Source organism: Muricoccus pecuniae, from assembly GCF_014199205.1.
GTDB lineage: Bacteria > Pseudomonadota > Alphaproteobacteria > Acetobacterales > Acetobacteraceae > Roseomonas > Roseomonas pecuniae.
Genome location: NZ_JACIJD010000065.1, coordinates 1 through 3,441, shown reverse-complemented (window position 1 = coordinate 3,441; position 3,441 = coordinate 1). Strand labels below are relative to the sequence as shown.

Annotated in this window: 5 protein-coding genes; 2 read left to right on the top strand and 3 right to left on the bottom strand. The window is 63.7% G+C overall.

Translation table 11 applies throughout. The features are described from left to right. From FHS87_RS23050 to FHS87_RS23040, 3 genes are all read right to left on the bottom strand, one after another. Nucleotides 1-231 (bottom strand): hypothetical protein (locus tag FHS87_RS23050; protein WP_221300332.1); only part of this gene is annotated, 231 nt, incomplete at its 3' end. Between the two features lie 46 nt (nucleotides 232-277). Continuing rightward, nucleotides 278-1,246 carry a Bug family tripartite tricarboxylate transporter substrate binding protein gene (locus FHS87_RS23045; protein WP_184522194.1) on the bottom strand — a complete coding sequence of 323 codons (969 nt, stop codon included), beginning with the start codon at nucleotides 1,244-1,246 and terminating at the stop codon, nucleotides 278-280. Between the two features lie 41 nt (nucleotides 1,247-1,287). Next, nucleotides 1,288-1,968, bottom strand: a complete 681-nt coding sequence (locus tag FHS87_RS23040; protein ID WP_184522191.1) for an RraA family protein — start codon at nucleotides 1,966-1,968, stop codon at nucleotides 1,288-1,290. Nucleotides 1,969-2,029: 61 nt separating this feature from the next. On the opposite strand from FHS87_RS23040, the gene FHS87_RS23035 reads away from it, so the two are divergent. Both FHS87_RS23035 and FHS87_RS23030 read left to right on the top strand, forming a co-directional pair. Further along, nucleotides 2,030-3,094 carry a Bug family tripartite tricarboxylate transporter substrate binding protein gene (locus FHS87_RS23035; RefSeq protein ID WP_312862080.1) on the top strand — a complete coding sequence of 355 codons (1,065 nt, stop codon included), beginning with the start codon at nucleotides 2,030-2,032 and terminating at the stop codon, nucleotides 3,092-3,094. Nucleotides 3,095-3,223: 129 nt separating this feature from the next. Continuing rightward, on the top strand, nucleotides 3,224-3,441 hold a 218-nt coding region (locus FHS87_RS23030), incomplete at its 3' end, for an SMP-30/gluconolactonase/LRE family protein (RefSeq protein ID WP_376766461.1).

Here is a 3,441-nt window from a genome sequence, read left to right as displayed (position 1 = left end):
CAGCCGCAGGCCCGGCGCGGCCGCATCCATCACCGTGCCGTTGATGATGCCCTGCCGGTGCAGGATGGCCACCGGGCGGTGCTCGCGGATGGCGGTGAGAAGTTCCTTCTCCTCCGGGTAGCCGCTCGTGCAGTGAACTGCATAGCCCGCCTCCTCCAGCAGAGCGACTGCTTCAGGAGCGAGCTTGGCGGCGGAGATAAGAACATTCGGGCGCAAGGTTTTGTCGGTCATGGATCAGCTCTTCGGATTGGAATGCAAGGAAATGAATGGGATGCGCTTAGTCCTTCCAGGGATGGCGCTCCCAAAGTGACTTCAACGACGCTTCAGCGCCAAGAACCATGGATCGGAAAGCGTCGCCTTCGAGCGGCCTAAGTGGCAGCGATTGACGTTTCGCAGCGGCCAGCCAACCAGGAGAGGCCATGGCCCTGCTGAAGCCGGTGAGCAGAGCATCGCGTACCGGCCCGGACAAGCGGGGCGGAGCGAAGAAGCCGCGGCCCGCGCTGGCAACCACGTTTACGCCCTGCTCACGGTAGGTGGAGACCTCAGGAGCCTCTTCTGAACGCGCCTCGGCGGCAAGGCCGAGGCAGCGGATTCTCCCCTCACGTAGAAGGGGCAGCGCTTCACTAAGGTTGAAGGCGCCAATGTCGAGCTGACCTGCAAGAAGAGGTGGCAGAATCTGTGCTGTGCCGCTGAACGGCACATGGGTCAGGCGGATATTCGCTGCCTGCTCCATCATTAACATTGCAATATGATCGTCACCACCAATCCCGGCGGTCCCGTAAGGTAACTCGCCAGGCCGCCGCTTCGCGGCCGCCACGAAGTCGCTGAGCGTCCGGAGCGGAGAGGTCGACACGACGAACAGCCCGCAGGGGTCATCGACCAAATTAGCGAGGTAAGTCAGCTCCGCCGGCTTCCAGCGCACCGGGCGCTCGATCGGCGTACTGACGAGGAAGGGAAAGGCGGCGGTCCCGATCGTAAATCCGTCGGGCGCTGCGTTCGCTACCACCTCGGTCCCGATCTGACCGCCCGCGCCGGCGCGATTTACGACGACGAAGTTGGAGCCGGGCAGCTCTGCTTGCAGAAAGGGAAGAAAGGCACGCGCCATCACGTCCATCCCGCCGCCGGGGGCGAAGGGCACAATCACCTCGATGGCGCGCCCGTTCGGCCAAGTCCGCTCCTGCGAAAGGGCTGGGCGGGGCAGGGCCGCGGCGACGCCAAGGAGCGGCAAGTGACGGCGAGTGAACATCTCTGCTTTTTTTCCTGAACGTTTCCACCCTGATGGGAGAGTTAGTCGAGCCCCTCACAGCCGCGGGCGCGCAGGATTTTGTCGACCCAAGCCGGGTCGCGGGTACCATCAGCTATAGCTGCGATCTGCTTCTTCTCAGACGCAAGCTTGGCGGCCGCTGCGACCGAGATTGCTTCGGCCTCGTCGATGGGCACGCAGAGCAGGCCGTCGTCATCACCGATGATGAGGTCGCCGGGCTCGATCACCATCCCATCGATGGCAATGGATACGTTGATCTCGCCGGGACCATCCTTATAGGGACCACGATGCGTGACGCCCGCCGCGTAGACCGGAAAGGCTTGAGCCCTGATGGCACCGCTGTCGCGGATCGCACCATTCAGCACGATGCCTCCGAGACCCTTCTTCGCCATAGCTCCCAGCATGATCTCGCCGATCAAGGCGTTGGTGACATCGCCGCCCGCGTCCACGACAATCACGTCGCCTGGCTGTGCCACGTCCATAGCTTTGTGGATCATCAGGTTATCACCAGGGCGCGACTTCACCGTCACTGCGGGACCGGACATCACGACACCGGGCGTGTGCATTGGGCGCAGCCGCGCGCCGCCCGCTGTCATGCGGGACATGCAGTCGCTGACGTTCGCAACGGGTAGATCGCGGAACTTCGCGACCAAGTCGGCATCTACCTGCCGAGTACGCTTCAGAATGCGAAAGCCGATTGCCACGGCCACCCTCCCAAGAACAGGCGCCGTTCCGCGCCTAGTTGTTGACACCGCTGCGCCCCTGGTGCCAGAAGAGAACAGGATAACGAAACGCCGTTTCGGATTACTCGAACGGATGGAGGAAGCGCAAGTGTCGAATCAGGACCCTCATCATTTTGCCCGGCGCACCGTCCTCAGGGCCGGGCTTGTGGCGCCGTTCGTCGGCCTTGCACGCCCTACCCTCGCGCAAGGCGATTATCCCTCACGCACGGTGCGCGTGATCGTTCCCTACGCACCCGGCGGGGCAGTCGACACGCTGGCGCGACGCATTTCTCAGAAGTTGACGGACATCCTTGGGCAAAGCTTCGTGGTGGAGAACAAGTCTGGCGCCAGCGGTACGATCGGCGCTGCGGAGGCCGCACGGGCCGCACCAGACGGCTACACGCTGCTGGCGCTCGACAACACTTTCGCCATTCTGCCGTACATCTTCCGACGCCTTCCCTTTGACCATGCCACCGCATTCCAGCCGATCACCGTCACCGCTCGCTCGCCGGTCCTGCTGGCCGTCGGCGAGAAATCGCCCTATCGCGATCTCGCCTCTCTCATCGCTGCGGCGAAGAAGGATCCTGAGAAGCTGACCTACGGCACAGGTGGCGCGGGCAGCGCCCCGCACTTTTCGACACTCGCGTTCGAGCGTGCGGCAGGGGTAAAGCTCTACCATGTGCCCTTTCGGGGCGCTGGCGAGGCAGTGATCGGCGTGCTGTCGGGCAACGTGGACCTGGTTATGCTCTCGCCCGGCTCGGCGCTCGGGAGTATCCGCGGCGGGCAACTCCGTCCGTTAGCCATCAGCGGCGATCATCGGGTCGCGGCGCTCCCGGATGTACCAACCTTTGCAGAGGCCGGCTTGCCCGGTTTTGGGGTAATTAACTGGTCCGGCCTTGCCGCGCCGAGAGGCACGCCGCATGCGATCGTGCAACGACTTCACATGGCGGCAGTTCGCGCCTTGGAAGCGCCGGACATGAAGGCCTTTATTGCTGACATCGCCTCCGAGCCGGGCGGCATCACCCCGGCTGCATTCTCAGCGCTCGTCACCGAAGAAACCGCTCGTTGGCGTGATATTGCGGCCTCCGCCAGCATCGAGCGTCAGTAAAAGAGAGAGTCGATGAGCTTCTTCGCGCCACCGCCGCGTATCGAGACCACCGTTTTCACACGTGTGCCAGACCGGTTCCGTAACCTCCGCCGTACTGCCTGGGCTGACTTCAATCGGGCAGGCAAGCCGGTGGACTGCTTCCTGGAGGGTCCGTCCTTCGACCGCCAGGGCCGGCTCTACGTCACGGATATCCCTTTCGGCCGCGTCTTCCGCATCTCCCCGGAAGGGGAGTGGGAGCAGGTGGCCGAGTACGACGGCTGGCCGAACGGGCTGAAGATCCACCGGGACGGGCGGATCTTCATCACCGACTACAAGCGCGGGATCATGCTGCTGGACCCCGAGAGCGG